The 18226-nt window shown below is 31.8% G+C and carries 11 protein-coding genes and 3 tRNA genes; 9 read left to right on the top strand and 5 right to left on the bottom strand.

Annotated features, from left to right (window positions below):
• Positions 1 to 120: 120 nt before the first annotated feature.
• From GQS57_RS10125 to GQS57_RS10115, 3 genes are all read right to left on the bottom strand, one after another.
• Entirely contained in the window at positions 121 to 1503 is a 1383-nt protein-coding gene (locus tag GQS57_RS10125) for a M64 family metallopeptidase (RefSeq protein WP_165732745.1), read from the bottom strand.
• Positions 1500 to 1970, bottom strand: a complete 471-nt coding sequence (locus GQS57_RS10120) for a hypothetical protein (protein WP_165732744.1) — start codon at positions 1968 to 1970, stop codon at positions 1500 to 1502. Before GQS57_RS10120 ends, GQS57_RS10125 begins: the two co-directional genes overlap by 4 nt.
• 113 nt (positions 1971 to 2083) lie before the next feature.
• Positions 2084 to 4648: an ATP-dependent Clp protease ATP-binding subunit gene (locus GQS57_RS10115; protein WP_165732743.1), complete on the bottom strand. Its 2565-nt coding sequence runs from the start codon at positions 4646 to 4648 to the stop codon at positions 2084 to 2086.
• A 274-nt stretch (positions 4649 to 4922) separates the two neighbouring features.
• Between GQS57_RS10115 and gyrA the strand changes: the two genes are divergently transcribed.
• Together gyrA and GQS57_RS10105 are read left to right on the top strand one after the other, a co-directional pair.
• A complete protein-coding gene (gene gyrA / locus GQS57_RS10110) occupies positions 4923 to 7454 on the top strand; it encodes a DNA gyrase subunit A (RefSeq protein WP_165732742.1) in 2532 nt (843 codons plus the stop codon).
• Between the two features lie 22 nt (positions 7455 to 7476).
• A complete protein-coding gene (locus tag GQS57_RS10105) occupies positions 7477 to 8721 on the top strand; it encodes a tetratricopeptide repeat protein (RefSeq protein ID WP_165732741.1) in 1245 nt (414 codons plus the stop codon).
• Between the two features lie 54 nt (positions 8722 to 8775).
• On the opposite strand, the gene GQS57_RS10100 is transcribed toward GQS57_RS10105, so the two are convergent.
• Both GQS57_RS10100 and GQS57_RS10095 read right to left on the bottom strand, forming a co-directional pair.
• The gene (locus GQS57_RS10100) at positions 8776 to 9546 is read right to left on the bottom strand and encodes a C40 family peptidase (protein WP_165732740.1); all 771 of its coding nucleotides are present in this window, start codon (positions 9544 to 9546) and stop codon (positions 8776 to 8778) included.
• A gap of 31 nt (positions 9547 to 9577) precedes the next feature.
• Positions 9578 to 10756: an acetyl-CoA C-acyltransferase gene (locus GQS57_RS10095; protein WP_165732739.1), complete on the bottom strand. Its 1179-nt coding sequence runs from the start codon at positions 10754 to 10756 to the stop codon at positions 9578 to 9580.
• A 134-nt stretch (positions 10757 to 10890) separates the two neighbouring features.
• On the opposite strand from GQS57_RS10095, the gene GQS57_RS10090 reads away from it, so the two are divergent.
• The 7 genes from GQS57_RS10090 to GQS57_RS19135 all read left to right on the top strand — a co-directional run bounded on the left by GQS57_RS10090 (position 10891) and on the right by GQS57_RS19135 (position 17886).
• On the top strand, positions 10891 to 12954 hold the full coding sequence (locus tag GQS57_RS10090; RefSeq protein WP_165732738.1) for an HD family phosphohydrolase: 2064 nt from the start codon (positions 10891 to 10893) through the stop codon (positions 12952 to 12954).
• Positions 12955 to 13058: 104 nt separating this feature from the next.
• Positions 13059 to 13140, top strand: a tRNA-Ser gene (locus GQS57_RS10085).
• Positions 13141 to 13155: 15 nt separating this feature from the next.
• Positions 13156 to 13230: transfer RNA gene (locus GQS57_RS10080), tRNA-Pro, on the top strand.
• A gap of 30 nt (positions 13231 to 13260) precedes the next feature.
• Positions 13261 to 13334 (top strand) — tRNA-Arg (locus tag GQS57_RS10075).
• Between the two features lie 203 nt (positions 13335 to 13537).
• Positions 13538 to 16513: an ATP-binding protein gene (locus tag GQS57_RS10070; protein WP_165732737.1), complete on the top strand. Its 2976-nt coding sequence runs from the start codon at positions 13538 to 13540 to the stop codon at positions 16511 to 16513.
• Between the two features lie 82 nt (positions 16514 to 16595).
• Positions 16596 to 17225 carry a porin family protein gene (locus GQS57_RS10065; RefSeq protein WP_165732736.1) on the top strand — a complete coding sequence of 210 codons (630 nt, stop codon included), beginning with the start codon at positions 16596 to 16598 and terminating at the stop codon, positions 17223 to 17225.
• A gap of 526 nt (positions 17226 to 17751) precedes the next feature.
• On the top strand, positions 17752 to 17886 hold the full coding sequence (locus tag GQS57_RS19135; RefSeq protein ID WP_262887628.1) for a hypothetical protein: 135 nt from the start codon (positions 17752 to 17754) through the stop codon (positions 17884 to 17886).
• Positions 17887 to 18226 lie beyond the last annotated feature (340 nt).

Below are 18226 nucleotides of genomic sequence, written 5' to 3'. Positions count from 1 at the left end.
AAGAAGTTAAATAGGATGTGGGTTTATTAATAAAATGAAAGGGTTCAAACAAAAAAATCTCAAAATATACATTTTGAGATTTTTTGAAACTGATTTTTATGTTTTAATAAAGGATTCTTTTTATTCTTTAACTATTTTCTTAGAGACCTTTAATCCATTTTCAAATGTAAAGTTGATAAAATAGACTCCAGAAGGCAGTGTACCTATTCGTATATTTTGATTTTCGTCTACTTTATTCATTTTTTTCTGAATCAATTGCTTTCCAGAAATATCACTAATAAACACGTTATAGTCTTCATTATTGTTGGTTACCTCAAAATATAAAATATCCTGAGTCGGGTTTGGAAATAGTTTTATGTCAAATGTGTTTGTCGATATATCATCGATACTTAAAGTGCTAGAGTTGATGTTCCAAAGTGTCGTTGCAAAATGTACCGTTTCATGATTGTCTACTTTAAGTAATGTAGTTTTATCTTCAATAGTTGCTAGTAGTTGATTATTTCCACTCGCTAAATCTTCTTTTGAAATAGAGATCGTATAATCTTCACTATTAATTACGGTTCCGTTTAAAGTCCATGAGATATCTAAGGTGTTTGGAAGCGGATTTATAGTGTTTATTGTAAAATCTAAAACTGTAGATAAATCTATAGAACCTGTGTTTTGTGGAGAATAGTTTTCTATTACCGAAGTTAAAGAGTGTATTTGTTCTATAGTTCCCTCTGTACAAACTGAACAAAAAGGACTATTTAAAGATTCCATTTTACAATTTTGATGCGGTTTATACCAGCTAGCAGCCGTTCCGGATGTGCCATGCGGATAAATACCAACTCCATTTTGGTTCATCCAATTTTTCCATTTCACATTTGTTGGGTTTGTCTCTTGGGTCATGTTTATGCCTTCTCTTACATAAATATCTCCAGGGTAATACTCATCAATAAGATTTGCAAAAGAGTGTCCTAACTCATGAATGGCAATTTGGTTAGCTGATGCATGCAATGATGCTACGGCAATTTCACCACCACTACCACCATAATAAGGGCTGTTTACTAAAACTAAAACAATGTCGTAATTAGGAAAATTATTTGCTAAAACAGTGTTTACTATAGCGTTGTTAGCTACTAAAAGTCTATGAACATCATATGCATCAAAAGTCGATTCAAAATAATTATCTACAGTAGCTGCAGGTTGATTGTTAGAAGTATTTTCATCTGATGCTGTACGTGGATGTTTTGCTCCACTTTCATTAGATGGTACTTTTATAGCATGGACATTAAAGTAATTTTTATACTCTTTATAAGGTGTTTCTGAAAATAGAGCATTTGAAAAATTAGTGGCATCCGTTATAAATTGATTCAGCTCTGTACTTTGATATCCATCTGATAGAATTACAACATTAATTCTACTATCATTAGAACCAGACTGTGTAATTGTGGTTACATCAAAAGTTTGTGCGGTAACAGATGCGCACAAAAATAGAATAGATAAGAGTAGTGTTTTTTTCATAATTGTATTTTTAAAAGACTGTTATTGGTTTCACTTAGTAATTTAAGTGTTATAAATTTTGTTTGTGGTTTTAAATCCATTCGAATAGATAGGGTAGTGCTGTCTAATTCAATTGTTTTTCGACTTAATTTACCAAAATCATCTATGTATTCGAAGTTTTTTATTAATGGATTTTCTATCTGAATACTATCAATAGCTACAGAATTTACATCTTGTTGAATGCATATTAAATCTCCTGCATTACTGTCTGTTCTTTTTTGGAAATTCTTTTTAAGACTTCCTTCTGTAATTATTTTATCAATAAAAGTAAGTTCTATATTTTTATCCTTAGAAACTTTATAATTTAAGAAAATAATTTGAGAAGCTATCGGTTTAGTTTCTTCAATGGTAGAATTGTTGGTTGTATTCTTTTTTAAAGAAGTACAACTTGCTAAGGCTAGAAATAAAAGTAAGTAAATAAATTTCATTTTAATTATAAATAAGCAAAGTTAGCCTATTTCAATTAAAAGACAATAGTGGGTAAATTGTTCTTTGATAGAAAAAAGAAATCCCAAACTTTCGTTTGGGATTTTTATAATTTTTAAGATTCCTTTTCGGTCTCTGTCCTTGTTTCAGGTTTCTTTTCACCTTTTTCAATGGTAATGGTGAGTTTATTTTCTTTCTCATCCAAATCCATATGTATAGTGTCACCTTCATAGAGTTTAGAGTTTACAATTTCTTCTGCTAAAGCATCTTCAATGTATTTCTGTATGGCTCTTTTAAGTGGTCTTGCTCCATATTTTTTATCAAAACCTTTGTCTGCAATGTAATCTTTTGCTTTTTCGCTTAAGTTTAAAGTGTAGCCTAAATCTGATATTCTATGTAATAATTTATTTAACTCGATATCTATAATTTTATGAATATCGTCTCTTTCTAGAGCGTTAAATACAATTACATCATCTATTCTATTTAAAAACTCCGGAGCAAAAGATTTCTTTAAAGCACCTTCTAGTACCGATTTAGCATGTTCATCTGCTTGTGCTGCTTTAGTAGCTGTACCAAAACCTACACCACCACCAAAGTCTTTTAATTGACGTGCACCAATATTAGAAGTCATAATAATTATGGTATTTCTAAAATCGATTTTTCTACCTAAACTATCGGTAATGTGACCGTCATCTAAAATTTGTAGCAACATATTAAACACATCTGGATGCGCTTTTTCTATCTCATCTAACAAGACTACAGAATATGGTTTTCTTCTCACCTTCTCAGTTAACTGTCCACCTTCTTCATAACCAACATATCCTGGAGGCGCTCCAATTAAACGAGAGATAGCAAACTTCTCCATGTATTCACTCATGTCAATTCTAATTAAAGAATCGTCAGAATCAAATAACTCACGAGCTAGAACTTTAGCTAGTTGCGTTTTACCAACACCCGTTTGTCCTAAGAAAATAAAAGAACCAATTGGTTTGTTAGGGTCTTTTAACCCAACTCTATTACGTTGTATTGCTTTTACCACTTTTGTAACCGCTTCATTTTGTCCAATTACTTTTCCTTTAATTAAGGCAGGTAATTCGTGTAATCTATTGGTTTCTGCTTCTGCAACCCGGTTTACAGGAATTCCAGTCATCATAGAAACTACTTCTGCAACATTATCTTCAGTTACAATTTCTCTATTTAATTTAGAATCTTCTTCCCATTGGTTTTGAGCAGAATTTAAAGCAGCTTCCATGTTTTTTTCATCGTCGCGTAACTTAGCAGCTTCTTCATATTTCTGTCCGTTTACAGCTTTAGTTTTTTGATCTCGAATAATTTCTAACTTAGATTCTAGTTCTAAAACTTGTTGCGGAACAACAATGTTTGTGATATGAATTCTAGAACCCGCTTCATCTAAAGCATCAATCGCTTTGTCTGGTAGGTATCTATCGGTCATGTACCTGTTTGTTAATTTTACACAAGCTTCAATAGCATCATCTGTATAATTTACATGGTGATGTTCTTCGTATTTATTTTTTATGTTTTGTAAAATCTGTATCGTTTCATCTACTGAAGTTGGGTCTACAATTACCTTTTGAAAACGACGTTCTAAGGCGCCATCTTTTTCGATATTTGTTCTAAATTCATCCAACGTAGTTGCACCAATACATTGTATTTCTCCTCTTGCTAAAGCAGGTTTAAGCATGTTAGAAGCATCTAAAGAACCGGTTGCTCCACCAGCACCAACAATGGTGTGAATTTCATCTATAAAAAGAATGATATCATCATTTTTTTCAAGTTCATTCATTAAGGCTTTCATACGCTCTTCAAACTGACCGCGATATTTTGTGCCAGCAACTAAGCTTGCTAAATCTAAAGAAACAATACGTTTGTCAAATAAAATTCTTGACACTTTTCTTTCAATAATTCGCAAAGCTAAACCTTCTGCAATGGCAGATTTACCAACACCTGGTTCTCCAATTAACATTGGATTGTTTTTCTTTCTACGACTTAAAATTTGAGAAACTCGTTCTATTTCTTTTTGTCTACCAACAACTGGATCTAATTTTCCTTTTTCTGCTAAATCTGTTAAATCTCTACCGAAATTATCTAATACCGGAGTCTTCGATTTTTTTACAGTTTTTCCCTTTTGAGGTTGGTCAAAAGGATTCGATCTTTCTGAAGCAAATTCATCATCAGAAGGTGTTTCTGCAATAGGGTTTATAGGCAGTTCTATATCATCTACATGTAGTTGTTTATAAAGCGTTTTAGCTTCATCATAATTTACATGATATTTGTGAATTAACTTTGTAGTTGGGTCGTTTTCATTTCTTAAAATACAAAGTAATAAATGTGCCGTATCTATAGATTCGCTCTGATATAATTTAGCTTCTAAAAAAGTTGTTTTTAAGGCTTTTTCAGCTTGTCTTGTTAATCGTAAACTCGGCTTATCTGTACTTTCTGTAAACGTTGGAGTTACAGGGTTTAATTGTTCTAATTTTTTACGCAATAAAACAAAATCAACATCAAATGCTGTTAATATTTCTATTGCTTTTCCTTCTCCTTGTCTTATTAAACCTAGTAAAAGATGTTCTGTTCCAATAAATTCTTGCCCTAAACGTAGCGCTTCTTCTTTACTGAAAGTAATTACATCTCTAACCTTTGGTGAAAAATTATCGTCCATATTTCTATCTGTCTATTATTGATGTGTTGTAAATTTAGTCCTTTTTTTTTGTAGATAATTACAAAAAAGATGCCAATGCTAAAAAACTGACAGTTTGACTAAGATACCAAGGTAGAAAACTCTTGTAAATCAAGCAAATAAATTCTTGTTAAAAATTATGAAGTAATGTTGATAACTCTACTGAATTACAAGTGCTAAAACCTTTGTAAAAACAAGTAAAAATAGTAACTTGCCTTGTTTTAAAAAAATGACGTAAAATTAATCAAATATAAATATGGCAGACGGAGAAAAGTTAATTCCGATTAACATTGAAGAACAGATGAAAGCTGCGTACATCGATTACTCGATGTCAGTAATTGTTTCAAGAGCATTACCAGATGTAAGAGATGGTTTAAAGCCAGTTCATAGAAGGGTTTTGTTTGGTATGCATGAGTTAGGGATTAAAGCTACAGGTTCGTATAAAAAATCCGCAAGAATTGTTGGGGAAGTTTTAGGTAAGTATCACCCACACGGAGATACTTCTGTATACGATTCTATGGTACGTATGGCACAAAGCTGGAGTGTACGTTATATGATGGTTGATGGTCAAGGGAACTTTGGTTCTGTAGATGGAGATTCGCCAGCAGCAATGCGTTATACTGAGGTTAGAATGCAAAAAATATCAGAAGACATGTTGGCTGATATTGAAAAAGAAACTGTAGATCATCGATTAAATTTTGATGATACTTTGCAAGAACCAACCGTTTTACCAACTCGTATTCCTAATTTATTAGTAAACGGAGCTTCTGGTATTGCAGTAGGTATGGCAACAAACATGGCACCACATAACTTAACTGAAGTTATAAATGGTACCATGGCATATATTGATAATAGAGATATTGAGATTGATGAATTAATGCAACACATTACGGCACCAGATTTTCCTACAGGAGGAATTATTTATGGCTATGATGGTGTAAGAGATGCTTTTCATACAGGTCGTGGACGTATTGTAATGCGTGCTAAAGCTGTTATTGAAGAGGTGAAGGGACGTGAGTGTATTATTGTTACGGAAATTCCTTACCAAGTGAATAAAGCAGAAATGATTAAAAAAACTGCTGATCTTGTTAATGAGAAAAAAATATCTGGTATTGCGAATATTCGTGATGAGTCTGATAGAAACGGAATGCGTATTGTGTACATTTTAAAACGTGATGCAATACCTAACATCGTTTTAAATAAATTATTTAAGTACACACAATTACAAACTTCTTTTAGTGTAAATAATATTGCTTTGGTAAATGGAAGACCAGAACAATTAAACCTAAAAGAATTAATTCATTATTTTGTAGAACATAGACATGAAGTAATTGTTCGTAGAACTGAGTTTTTACTTAAAAAGGCAGAAGCTAGAGCACATATTTTAGAAGGATTAATTATTGCTTCGGATAATATTGATGAAGTAATTAAAATTATTAGAGCTTCTAATAATGCTGATGAAGCTAGAGAAAGTTTAATTAAGCGTTTTGAGTTATCTGAAATTCAAGCGAAGGCAATTGTAGAAATGCGTTTGCGTCAATTAACAGGACTAGAGCAAGATAAATTACGTGCTGAGTATGATGAAATTATGTTAACCATCACTGATTTAAAAGATATTTTAGCAAACGAACCAAGACGATACGATATTATAAAAGAAGAATTAGCGCTTATTAAAGATAAATATGGTGATGAGCGTAGATCTGTAATAGAGTTTGCTGGTGGAGATATGCGAATAGAAGATATGATACCTGATACGAAAGTTGTGGTTACTATTTCTAACGCAGGATATTTGAAACGTACAAATTTAGAAGAGTATAAGGTTCAGAATAGAGGAGGTAGAGGTCAAAAAGGAGCAACTACAAGAAATGAAGATTTCTTAGAGCACTTATTTGTAGGTACAAACCACCAATATATGATGTTCTTTACGCAAAAAGGAAAAGTATTCTGGATGCGCGTATATGAAATTCCTGAAGGTGGTAAAAACACCAAAGGTAGAGCAATGCAAAACCTTATTAATATAGAACAAGATGATAGTGTAAAGGCATTTTTAGTAACTCAAGATTTAAAAGATGAAGAGTATGTAAATAACCATTATGTTATTATGGCAACAAAGAAAGGTCAGGTTAAAAAGACTTCTTTAGAGCAATATTCTAGACCAAGAACAAATGGTATTAATGCAATTACTATTAAGGATGGAGATGAGTTATTAGAAGCGAAGTTAACAACTGGAGACAGTCAAGTTATGTTAGCCTTGGCATCTGGTAAATCTATTCGTTTCGAAGAAGCAAAAACGCGCCCAATGGGTAGAACTGCTTCTGGAGTAAGAGGTATTACTTTACAGCATGAAAATGATGAAGTAATAGGTATGGTTGCTGTAAATGATATGGAGAGCAATATACTTGTAGTTTCTGAAAAAGGATACGGTAAACGTTCTAAATTAGAAGATTACAGAGTTACTAATAGAGGAGGTAAAGGTGTTAAAACTTTAAATATTTCTGAAAAAACAGGTAATTTAGTAGCTATTAAAAATGTAGATGATTCTAACGATTTAATGATTATCAATAAATCTGGATTAACGATTAGAATGGCTGTAGAAGATTTAAGAGTAATGGGGCGTGCAACACAAGGAGTTCGTTTAATTAATATTAAAGATTCAGATAGTATTGCTGCAGTTGCTAAAGTTGCTCATGAAGAAGAGGTTGTAGAAGAGCTTGAAGGAGATGAGATTGAAGGCGAAACAGAGAATGGCACGGAAATTGAAAATGATTCAAATGAAAATCAAGAATAACAATAAATTAATAATTAGTAAAATGAAAAATCAAATATTAGCGTTAACAGTTGGTTTCTTATCAATAGCTTCTTTTGCGCAAAAAGATGAAATTAAAGCTGCTGAAAAGGCAATAAAAAAAGGTCAATTTAAAGAAGCAAAAGCAGCATTGGCTGGTTTAGAGGCTACAGAAGATTCAATGGATTCAAAATATAAAGCAAAATATTTCTTTTTAAAGGGATCTGCTTATGGTAAATCGAATGCAGAGAAAGCAGCAGAAGCTTATAATAAATTAATTGCTTACGAAAAGGAAATAGGGAAACAAAAATACACTAAAGAAGCAGAGCCTAAGTTAAATGAATTGGTTCAATTTGTTTCTAAAAATGCAATTGAAGCATACAACAAGCAAGACTATAAAAATGCAACAAGTGATTTTTATTTAACATATAAATTAAGCCCTAAAGATACTTCTTTCTTATACAATGCAGCTTTAAGTTCTTCTTTAGCTAAGGATTATGATGGATCTTTAAAGTATTATAAAGAGTTACAAGATATTAATTATACAGGTATTTCAACTCAATATATTGCTGTTAATAAAGAAACAGGTGAAGAGGAAGATTTAGGAACTAAGGCTAATAGAGATGCAATGGTTAAGTTTGGTAAATACACAAAACCAAGTGAAAAAACGACAGCATCTAAACAAGCAGAAATTACTAAAAATATTGGTTACATTTATGTAAATCAAGGGAAACCAGAATTAGCAATTGCTGCCTTAGAAGAAGCTAGAAAGTCGAATCCTAAAGACATCAATTTATTATTAAACCAAGCTCAAATGTACATTGAACTTGAAAAAATGGATAAATTTGGAGAGTTAATGAAAGAGGCTGTAGAAATTGATCCTACAAACCCAACGTTGTTTTTTAACTTAGGTGTTGTAAATGCTCAAGAAAACCATATTGAAGAAGCAATTGGATTTTATGAAAAAGCGATTGAATTAGATCCAGAATACGGAGATGCTTATTTAAATTTAGGAGTTACTATTTTAAATAAAAGAATAGCTGTTATTAATGAGATGAATGAAAATTTATCGAATGAAAAGAAATATACAGAATTAGAAGGTGAGTTAAAAGTTATCTGTAAAGAAGCTTTACCTTATATTATTAAAGCAGATAAGCTTGAGAGAACAGAGGGAACTGTAAGTTCTTTATTAAATATTTATGATACCTTAGAGATGACTGCTGAAGCAGATTCTTTAAGACCAGTTTATAAAGAGATGAGAGGTCAATAATTAAGACTTTCAATTTTATAAAAAAACCGAAACTAATTTTAGTTTCGGTTTTTTTTATATCATTTTTTTTATGATTCTTAACTTGTGTGTATGTTTTTGAAGTTCGGCATTAAAAATACCACTATGATCTAAAGTGTCTATTCTTACTTTACCATGGGCGTGTATAATATGGTAGTCGCTTAAAATGATCCCAACATGAATAATTTCTCCTTCTTCATTATCAAAAAAAGCCAAATCACCAGCTTCACTTTCTTCTATAAAACTTAAAACTTCACCTTGTGTAGCTTGTTGATTAGCGTCTCTTAAAAGCTGGTGTCCACAAAGTTTATAAACCATTTGTGTAAAACCAGAACAATCAATACCAAAAGGTGTTTTTCCTCCCCATAAAAAAGGGGTGTTTAGATAATTAAAAGCAGTTTGTGCAATTTTATGTTTAGATTCTTCTTCTGATAAAATAGCACCTTCATATGTATATGATTCTAAGTTTATTTGAAGCTTCCCTGCATTATAAAAAGGCAAATTAGACCCTAAAGGAATGGTGGTTAACTCATTTTTACTATTGGTAATAAAATCAATCATTTCCCCTGAAAAATATTGCTTTTCAGTTTTTAGTTTTGAATAGAAATCAGCAGAGATTTCTGTATACTGTTTATTATCTATAAATCCTTCATAGTTATCAAAAGTCAAACGGATTTTACTCCATTCTTTCTGTTTTTCAATCACTTCAAAATCTTCACCAAATAAAACCTGGCTCGTCATTTCTGATTGGTTAGATTCTTCAGCTCTTAAAGGAACAATGCTTAAATTACAAATGCCGTATAACAAGTTATAAGTTTTAAATGTTGAATTAAATCTATTACGAAATTCTTTCTATAACAAATGCACTTGCTCCACCGCCACCATTGCAAATTGCAGCAGCGCCAATTTTAGCGTTATTTTGTTTTAATATAGAGGTTAAAGCAATTACTATTCTTGCTCCAGAAACTCCTAATGGATGCCCTAAAGAAACAGCACCACCATTTACATTTACTTTATCATCTGTAATGCCTAAAATTTTCATGTTTGCCAAACCAACAATAGAAAAAGCTTCGTTTAATTCAAAGTAATCTACATCATCAATAGAAATATTTGCTTTTGCTAAGGCTTTTGGTAATGCTTTTGCGGGTGCAGTTGTAAACCATTCTGGCTCATGAGCAGCATCTGCATAACTGATTACTTTTGCTAAAGGCTTAATGTTTAATTCTTTTGCTTTTTCTGTAGACATTAATACCAACGCAGCGCCACCATCATTAATTGTAGAGGCGTTTGCAGCAGTAACAGTTCCATCTTTTGTAAAGGCAGCTCTTAATGTAGGAATTTTATCCATTCTTACATTCTTGTATTCTTCATCTTCAGAAAATATAATTGGTTCTCCACGTCTTTGAGGAATTTCAACAGATACAATTTCATCAGCATATTTTCCATCACTCCAAGCTTTTGCAGAGCGATTATAAGACTGTACAGCAAATGCATCTTGATCTTCTCTAGAAAAACCATATTCAGTAGCACAAGTATCTGCACAAACACCCATTGCAACATTATCATAAGCATCTACTAAACCATCCTTTTGAAGTCCATCTTCCATGGTTATAGCTCCAAACTTAGATCCTTTTCTTGCATGTTGATAGTGCGGAATAGAACTCATGTTTTCCATACCACCTGCAACAACAATATCAGCATCACCTAAAGCAATGGTTTGTGCTGCTAACATAATAGATTTCATACCAGAAGCACATACTTTATTTACGGTAGTACAAGGCACTGTATTAGGTATTCCTGCAAAAATGGCTGCTTGTCTTGCTGGCGCCTGACCTAAGCCAGCAGAAACGACATTACCCATAAAAACTTCTTCAACCAAATTAGGGTTTAAGTTTATTTTTTCTAAGGCTCCTTTTATAGCAATTGCTCCTAGTTTGGGAGCAGGAATGGTAGATAAACTTCCCATAAAGCTTCCAATTGGAGTTCTAGCTACAGATACAATTACGACTTCTTTCATAAATATAGTGTTTATTTTGAGTAAGATTTGTTGTGCTAAATTAACTATTTTTAATCAATTTAAGTTTTATTATTCAACTTGAATTTTTGAGCTTAACTTTTTTATGGTAAGTTTGTAGTAAGAAGATATGTTCTATGAGTAATATAGTTAATAAACTGTACCAAAACAATGCCATTATTTATAAGGTAATTTTGTTTTTAGTTGCCACTATTGCAATTGTTTATTTGTTTCCAAAAGGCGGGCAATTTAAATATGATTTTAATAATGGGCAACTTTGGAAATATGATAATTTATATGCGCCTTTTGATTTTTCTATTCAAAAAACTGCAGAAGAAATTACATTAGAAAAGAAACAAATTTCAGAGAACTCAAAAGTTTATTTTTTACAAGATTTTGATGTTGAAAAGGATGTGAAATCAAATTATAAAAGAAGGATTTCGCTATTAAAACAATCAGATTCTTTAAGTTCAGATGAGATTGTGAACATATCTAAAATTGGTCAAAAAGTTATAGATAATATCTATGAACGAGGTTTTTTAGAGGTGGTAAGTCAAGAAAGGGTATCAAATAAAAATGAAATAGTTGCGCTTAGAAAAGGGAATGAGGTAGAAGATATCTTGTTTAAAAACCTGCTAACATCTAAAGAGGTTTTAGAAATAATTAGAAGTAATTTAGAAGCAGAAAGATCTTTTTATGGTAAAAAAATATTATTAGATTTATTATCAGAAATTATAAAACCCAATATCTATTTTGATACAATTTATACTGATAAAGTAATTGAAAATGCTATAAAAAATATTTCTTATACAAAAGGAATTGTAGAAGCGGGTAAATTAATTATCTTAAAAGGAGATATTGTAGAGGGGAAAAAACTAGCGATATTAAATTCTTTAAAAACTGAATCTGAATCTCAGGTTTGGACGGACTCAAATTATAATTGGATTATTTTAGGATATACCATTTTAGTTTCTCTAGCTTTATTGATGCTTTTGTTATTCTTAAAAAAGTATCGAGTAGAAATATATGACAATAATAACCAGGTAACCTTTATTTTTTTCAATGTTTTTTTAATGATTTTTATACAAACATTGGTTATTAAATACAATGCAGATTATTTGTATGTTGTTCCTTTAAGTGTACTTCCCATAGTTTTAAAAGCTTTTTTTGATGCGCGTTTAGGCTTGTTTACACACGTTTTAACAGTATTGCTTTTAGGGTATATTGTGCCAAATAGTTTTGAGTTTATCTACTTACATATCATTGCGGGTATGGTAACCATACTTACCGTTTCTGAGCTCTATAAAAGAGGTAACTTGTTTATCTCTGTAGCGCAAATTACACTTATCTATATGATAACTTATTTTGCCTTTTCAATTATTAGAGAAGGAAACGCTTCTCAAATAAACTGGAATTACTTTATGCTTTTTGCAGCCAATGGTTTGTTATCCTTTTTATCAATAATTATTATATATATGTATGAAAAGGTTTTTGGTTTGGTTTCTGATATTACTTTATTAGAGCTTTCTAATACAAATGCGAAGCTTTTAAGAGAGTTAAATGAAAAAGCTCCAGGTACGTTTCAGCACTCCATGCAAGTCGCTAATTTAGCAGAAGCTGCGGCCAATGAAATAGGAGCGAACTCTATGTTGGTTAGAACAGGTGCTTTGTATCATGATATTGGTAAAATATTAAATCCAATGTATTTTACAGAGAATCAATCTACAGGGGTTAACCCTCACAACGATTTATCAGCAAGAGATAGTTCTAAAATAATTACAGATCATGTTATAAAAGGGGTGGAGCTAGCTAAAAAATATAAATTACCAGATAGAATAATCGATTTTATAAGAACGCATCATGGTACAAGTTCTACCTATTATTTTTATAAGAAGGAACAAGAACTGAATCCCGATACAAAAGTAGATATAAAGAATTTTCAGTACCAAGGACCTATTCCTTTTTCAAAAGAGACAGCTATCTTAATGATGTGTGATGCTTCTGAAGCTGCGTCTAAGAGTTTAACAAAACCTACAGCTTTATCTATTAGTAATTTAATTGATAAGATTATAAGTAAACAAATGGCTGATAATCAGTTCTTGAATTCTAATATTACCTTTAGGGAGATAGAGATTATTAAGAAAGTGATCAAGAAAAAGCTGATGAATATCTATCATTTAAGGGTAGAATATCCAGAATAAATAAAATAATTTAAAAAAAAATCAAAAAAGACTTGTGTAATCCTTTTAATGTCTTAAATTTGCACTCGCAATTTCAAGGTTATGTTTTTAATGTAACGCCGAAAGGAGAGATGGCAGAGTGGTAATGCAGCAGATTGCTAATCTGTCGACCTTAGGGTCGCCAGGGTTCGAGTCCCTGTCTCTCCGCTAAGAAATTGCACTCGGGGTGTAGCGTAGCCCGGTCATCGCGCCTCGTTTGGGACGAGGAGGTCGCAGGTTCGAATCCTGCCACCCCGACACAGTTGGTCGTAACAACTTAAAAATTACGGGCTCTTAGCTCAGCTGGATAGAGCACCTCCCTTCTAAGGAGGCGGTCGCAGGTTCGAATCCTGCAGGGCTCACTTAAACCTTACTAGAAATAGTAAGGTTTTTTGTTTTATATAGGTTTTGTTTATTTGTTAATTGTTTGTTGCTCAGTTATTAAATAATTCAACTCTTTTATTTATAGAATTAAGGCTTGTGTTTCAATAAAAACAATCAACGAAAAGTATATATTCGCACTCCATTTTTTTAATTTACTAACCTAAGAATTCTAATTACATACATGAGCAACGTAAAAAACTGGTTAAATTATTATAAAAACAGTTTAACAGACAGTGAAAACTTAGCAGTAGACATTTCTAGAATTAAAAACTTATTTCATCAAAATTATTGCGATTTAAGCAAAGCAACCATTAGTGCTAAAAATGCTGCAGAAATGCTTGATGTAGAAGAGAAAAGAATTAATAGGTTAAAAGGAGTTGCTAAAAAAGATAGCGATAATTGGCATCAAGTATTTGATGCCGAAATTATTATAGCACCTTTTCAGTTAGATTTTCAAACAGACGATCCTAATTTCAAACAAAAAACAATTCACCCCTTTTGGATTACGGCAAGAGTAAACCGTTTAGGTCAATTATCTGCCCCAAGAGAAATATTTCCATTAATAGTTCGTAATTATTTAGATCCAATAGCAGAGGTTGGTAACGATTTTATTTTTTCATCTATAGAAACAATAGCAGAAGCTAGAGATTTAGAAGAACCAGAAGTAGAGGAGGAGGAAGAATTAGATTGGGCTTCTTATTGGGAGTATATTAGTTTAGTTTTTTCAGAAATTACGGGTATCGGTATAGAGGATTATAGAGCAGAAGGATATAAAACCAATAACAAAGTCACTTATTTTGCACGAAGTTCTAAAATATCAGCAGCAAAAAGCATTCTGTTTCTGTATGAGAATTTAATAAATGAAACAGAAGAACTTCCGTTAATTTCAAAAATAATAAACCCAAGAAACAGAGAGCGAAGAGATCCTATTACCGATAAAGGTTTTTTAGATTACAATCATTTGCATTTAGGGCAAATGTCTAACGAATTTCCGCTTTCTATTAGTCAGCGTAAAACCTTATTGTCTTATTTAACAGCAGAAGAAAATGGAATTACGGCCGTAAATGGACCTCCAGGAACCGGAAAAACTACTTTATTGCAAAGTTTGGTGGCTACAGAAGTGGTGCGCGCGGCGATTAATGGAGAAGAAGCTCCTGTTATTTTGGCCTGTTCAACAAACAACCAGGCGGTAACCAACATTATAGATAGTTTTATAAATTCTAAAAGTACTATGGGGAATTTAGCCGAACGCTGGATTCCTGGTTTTAATGGCTATGCTACGTATTTACCATCAAGCTCTAAAAGTGAAAAATCTTTAAAAGATATCAATTATCTAAAAGGGAATATGTTTGGTAATGAAGGTACTTTGTGTGATTTAGAAAATGAGAATTATATACACGACGCCAAGAATTTCTTTTATAGTAGATATCTAGATTATTTTGGTTTCGGTGCAAACTCATTAGAAGATATCTGTAATCACTTGCAAGAAGAAATTTCTGTGATAGAAGATAACTTAATGGAGGGCGTTCAAATTTCTCAAGATTATTTATCCTCTATAGAAAAGGTGAATAATTTATTGCTAGACAAGGAAAACCACATTAAGAAAAATGTAATTAAAATATCAAAATTGCAAGAGTGGAGAGATATCATCGTCAAGATAAAAGCGCTGGCTAAAGAAGGTAATTTTATCAACGAAATAAAACGTTATTTCAAAGTTGATTCAGAAGAAAACACTAATAATTCAGAACACCTTTTTATTGTAAGTAGAGAAACTCTTACAGATGATAAAACAGCACTGGCCTTTATAAAAAAATGTATTGCAGATTTTAATTTAGCATTGTCATCAAACTTAAGGTTAAAAAACTGGAAACATTTAAATGAGATTACAGGCTATCCTTTTATTTCAGAAGAACAAATGTGGGAGTTCGAATATGAAAAAATGGAGTCTACAGATAAAACACATCGATTTTTTTATGATGAAATAGATTTAAGCCTACGACATAAAGCCTTTTTATTAGCAACCCATTATTGGGAGGCAAGGTGGATTCTAGAAACAGAAGATGTTTTAGAAAATGAAACAGAAAAGGGAACTGGAGAAAAAACAGTCATTGCAAAATGGAAACGAAGAGCAATGCTAACACCTTGTTTTGTGGCAACCTTATATACAGCTCCAACTCATTTTTTATTCAGCCAATTTCAAGGAGAGAATGAAAACGGAAAACCAATTTTCGAATACTTGCCGCTATTTAATTTTTTAGATTTATTAATTATTGATGAAGCTGGTCAAGTAACGCCAGAAGTCAGCATTCCAATATTTTCATTAGCTCAAAAAGCAATTGTAGTAGGAGATTTAAAGCAAATAGAACCAATTTGGTCTATTCCTCCAAAAATCGATTACGGAAATTTAACCAATCAAAATATTGTTACAGATCTAGCGCAAAAAGAATATCTAAATAACATTGGGTTTTTAGCATCAAGCGGAAGTATCATGAAAATGGCTCAAAATGCCTGTGAATATGAAACCCCATTGGTTACCACCAAAGAAAATGGCTTATTATTATTAGAGCATAGAAGGTGTAATGATGAAATAATAGGATTTTGCAATGAACTAGCCTACGATGGTATTTTAAAACCCATGAAAGGGAAAGCGCATGAGGATCAAATTTTTGCGTCCATGATGGCGTATCATGTAGAAGGTTATAGTGAGCGCAAGTTTAACAGTCGCCATAACATGAATGAGGTAAAAGCCATCATTTTATGGATAAATAGACACAAAGAAGATATACAGAAAGCGTATAATGTAGATAAAATAGAAAGTGTTTTAGGAATCATTACGCCCTTTGCTAGTCAGAAAACAGAACTTTCAAAAGCATTAATAGAATCTGGTTTTAAGGTAAACGAGATAAAATTAGGCACTGTGCATGCTTTGCAAGGAGCAGAGCGAAATATTGTTTTATTTAGTTCAGTATATACTAATGAAGACGAAGGTGTTCTATTTTTCGATAGAGACAATAAACCAAACATGTTAAATGTTGCGGTATCAAGAGCGAGAGATAGTTTTATTCTTTTTGGAGATACCAGAATTTTTGATGAAACGAAAAGTACGCCATCCGGAATTTTAAAAAAGCATTTAAATATGTTCGAAATGCCGACTTAAATCAATATTGAATTACTTTTGTAGGGTAAGATAGGTCACCACAGAAAAATAGTAAGTTTTTAGTATTATAAAAATATTTAGAATGAAAAAAGGAGTTGCAATTCTGTTTATACTTTTAATGACTAGTTCATCTAATTTCGGACAATCTTCAATGAAATATTTTGTCAAAGGAGGATTAAATCTTTCCAACACAAACTTTAAAGTGATAGAAAGAGGAGTGTCCTCAAGTAGAGAATTCGATAACCGAAAATCTTTTTATGTTGCAGCGGGTATTAACTTTCCATTGACAGAAGTAAAAGACAATATTTTATTACAAGTCCAATTGGTTTATTCAGAACAGGGATGGGTATATAATTATACAGAACCAGGAGATTTTACTGCGCACGAAATCAATCAAATTAATTTACCTATTTATTTAAAAACGAGAGTTCTTCATAATTTTTATCTTAATATCGGAACTTATTTAGGATATGTTGTACATTCAAAAGAGAAAACCAGCGATAACCCAAATAGATTTGAAATAGAAGGCTATAAGAATTTTGATTCGGGTTTACTGGCGGGTTTTGAATATCATTTTAATTTTGGATTATTTTTAGAAACTAAATATATGTTTGGTTTATCAGATATCTCTAAGGTCGCCTATCCTACTTCGTTTATAGAGCATTCATATAAAAATAGGGTACTACAAATTGGTTTAGGTTACACGTTTTAAATTTTCAATATTACATTTTAAAGATGATTTTTCACGGGTGTTCCCACGCCGAAAAAAGCGTGGTCGGGCTTTCCTCTATATCTTTTTGTATGCTTATTTCTGCTGTCGCTACAATAATCATATAAAAAGGATGACGTTTCAATCCCTAACACAGCTAATTTGCCGAATGAAGTTCTTTTTGAAGAATTCTTCTTTATTTAAGTACTGACTTAATGCGCAAGAAACATTATAGATTATTTCTACAATATTTAGGACAATACCATTACCAAGACCTCACAGGTTTTTAAAACCTGTGAGGTCTATTAGTTTTAATGGATTGATAATAAGTGTTTTATTTTTAAGTGCTATTTGTTTTCATATAGACTGCATATAAGCCTCAACCAAATACATCTTAATTCCATACTATATTATCCAAACAAAACCCCAGAACTAATGTTTCTATTTGTCAAAAAAACTTGTTTCATCAGTTTTTTAGAGTAGTAATTTGTAAAGCACCCAATTCGTCGAACTCATCCTATTTATAAATATGCACCTATATATAAGAGCTTATATTATTCCGGTTTTAAGAATTACTTTATGGAAATTCTCATTTCAAATACCTCCAGAGTTGTCAGCACAAGTACTTTTTTTACAAAAAGAATCATATAAAGAACAGGTTTAGCACTTAAATAAGTGTTTTCTTCAATAAGTAAAACGTATTTCAACCATACTATTTCATAGAACACCCCATATTTCAACAAACCTCAAACAATAAAAATGTCTATTTCCACTAAAACACAACCTCCAATCAACCTATGATTTCTATGTTCCTATGTGTTTAAAACAAGCATCCACTTCCAAAACCACCCCAAAACCTAAAACCCTCAAAAAACCCTCAAAAAAACTTCCTTTATAACCCCTTAAAAACAAGCCTCTTAAAACGTGATGTAAAATTAAATTAAAATAAAGGTAAAAAAATAGTTGTTAGATTAAAAATGAGTTGTAAGTTTGCACCCGCTAAC

Origin of the sequence: Polaribacter sp. 20A6, assembly GCF_011378915.1 — a bacterium.
Taxonomy (GTDB): Bacteria; Bacteroidota; Bacteroidia; order Flavobacteriales; family Flavobacteriaceae; genus Polaribacter; species Polaribacter sejongensis.
Note: the sequence above shows the minus strand (reverse complement) of the source record. Positions and strands in the feature narration are given on the sequence as shown.

Coding starts and splice junctions, on each gene's coding strand:
- GQS57_RS10125 (WP_165732745.1), bottom strand. CDS start 1,503: ATGAAAAAAACACTACTCTTATCTATTCTATTTTTGTGCGCATCTGTT.
- GQS57_RS10120 (WP_165732744.1), bottom strand. CDS start 1,970: ATGAAATTTATTTACTTACTTTTATTTCTAGCCTTAGCAAGTTGTACT.
- GQS57_RS10115 (WP_165732743.1), bottom strand. CDS start 4,648: ATGGACGATAATTTTTCACCAAAGGTTAGAGATGTAATTACTTTCAGT.
- gyrA (WP_165732742.1), top strand. CDS start 4,923: ATGGCAGACGGAGAAAAGTTAATTCCGATTAACATTGAAGAACAGATG.
- GQS57_RS10105 (WP_165732741.1), top strand. CDS start 7,477: ATGAAAAATCAAATATTAGCGTTAACAGTTGGTTTCTTATCAATAGCT.
- GQS57_RS10095 (WP_165732739.1), bottom strand. CDS start 10,756: ATGAAAGAAGTCGTAATTGTATCTGTAGCTAGAACTCCAATTGGAAGC.
- GQS57_RS10090 (WP_165732738.1), top strand. CDS start 10,891: ATGAGTAATATAGTTAATAAACTGTACCAAAACAATGCCATTATTTAT.
- GQS57_RS10070 (WP_165732737.1), top strand. CDS start 13,538: ATGAGCAACGTAAAAAACTGGTTAAATTATTATAAAAACAGTTTAACA.
- GQS57_RS10065 (WP_165732736.1), top strand. CDS start 16,596: ATGAAAAAAGGAGTTGCAATTCTGTTTATACTTTTAATGACTAGTTCA.
- GQS57_RS19135 (WP_262887628.1), top strand. CDS start 17,752: ATGCACCTATATATAAGAGCTTATATTATTCCGGTTTTAAGAATTACT.